This window comes from Arsukibacterium sp., from assembly GCF_036735525.1.
Taxonomy (GTDB): Bacteria; Pseudomonadota; Gammaproteobacteria; order Enterobacterales; family Alteromonadaceae; genus Alishewanella.
In genome coordinates, this window is record NZ_DAINOE010000202.1 from 1 (window position 1) to 1752 (window position 1752).

A 1752-nucleotide genomic window follows, 5' to 3' on the forward strand; every position below is an offset into this window, starting at 1 on the left:
TCAACTGTTGTGATTGAGCCATGCTTACGAAAGCGTATAACACATATGAGCCTTCTCGGAGTCAATAGGTAAAACCGCTCTTCTGGCCGCGCTAGCGGCCAGGCCTTTATCCATCAGCAAGATAGACTGCTTCATCTGTCATCATGGTTGCCAGGCGATAGCCTGCAACAAACACATATCGGGGCTCTCTTATCTCATGCTCAATGAGCGCCTGCTGATTTCAGCATCCTTGCTGACAGCAGGGGCACCAGACATTCATCGGTTAACCTGTTGCTGGCACTATTCAAGGCGTCGGGCTTAAAGCCAGTTAGTTTCAGGCTCAGCACAGGTGCAAACCATCTTGCTGATGGTAATGCGCGGCGACAAGGTGTCTAATCAAGGCCGTTTGGCTACGGCAGTGTGCCAGAAGGCGGGTGGTTCAGCTTATTGCTAAGGGTTACCCAACCATCATTTGAGCATCAGCCATGGTGTTCCAGTTAGACGTTCAGCTCACCTTGTCCCGCGACTTAACCGGCTAGGAAACGTTTCTCATCGAACACCTTATGATTTTTCAGCATGTAATACACGCAGCGGCCCACTTTATGCGCCAGAGCAGACAGTGCCTTGGCTTTGCTCATCCGCTTTTGTAATTTGAGTAAGTGGGCTTTGGCTTTGTCATTACCGCGCAAATAAAGCACGGCAATCTCACCGAAAGCCCACTTCAGATGGGCATTGCCGATTTTATTGCCCTGGGTGCCGTAAGTTTTGCCGGCGGATTCGGCTTTGCACTTAATCAAACGGCTGTAGGAAGCAAAGTCCTGCACCGTATTAAAACGAGCAATGTCACCAACTTCGTACAGAATTGTCAGTGCCAGAATGCGGCCAATGCCGGGGAAGCTGGTCAGGATATGGTAATCTCTGCCATTATGATGTTTGGCATGCTTTTCAATAAAGCACTCGATGGCACTGAGTTCATGGCGGTAAAACGCGATGATGTTTAAGTCCAGGTCAACATTGCGCTGCACGAACTGATCATCAAAACAATCCCGCATCGCTTCGCGGGCGCAAGGGTATTTCAGATCCAGATTATTGGGTGGCAAGTTGTACTGGCTTACCGTGTTTTTGACGTGCGCTTTTAAATCGGCACCATGGCGAACAATACGGGTACGCCGACGTAGTAAATCACGTGCTGCGCGCATCTGTGGTGGATAAACATAGGCCAGCGGGAAATTACCACCACGGATCAGGTGAGCGATTTTATAGGAATCAATGCGGTCGTTTTTGGCTTTACCACCATGAATGGCTTTCATATAAAGCGCATGGCCTAAAATAAAATCGATACCGTGTTTAGCGCAAAAATCGCTGACCCAGTACCAGCAATGCATGCATTCAACACCGACAACAATATTGCCGATGTAAGGTGCTAATAAATCGAGCAAAGGTTCTGGTAATGCTTTGATTTCGCGGTGTAAGATGGTGTCACCATTCGCATCCAGAATACAGACGTACAAAGAGCGGGCATGCAAATCAATTCCACAATAGTACGGATGTTGTGTAGTATAAAATTTCATTGGGTCTTCTCCTTTTTGGTTTCGTCGCCTTCCAGCTTAGCCAATCTGGCTGGGCTGGGGGAGAAGGCTCAATGAGTATCAAGCGCATGTTGTCGGACTGGTTTTCCGCTGCGCTCCAAACCAGCCGCAAATGCGGGCGTTAGCCGGCTGTCGAGAAGTTGTAATTTCAAAATCTGTTTTATTTTTCGGGTCTGCTTGCGTT

The 1752-nt window shown here is 48.5% G+C and carries 1 protein-coding gene; it reads right to left on the reverse strand.

The window, feature by feature from the left end; genetic code table 11:
- Positions 1 to 506 precede the first annotated feature (506 nt).
- A complete protein-coding gene (locus tag V7D78_RS17275) occupies positions 507 to 1550 on the reverse strand; it encodes an IS110 family transposase (protein ID WP_333609690.1) in 1044 nt (347 codons plus the stop codon).
- Between the last annotated feature and the right edge of the window lie 202 nt (positions 1551 to 1752).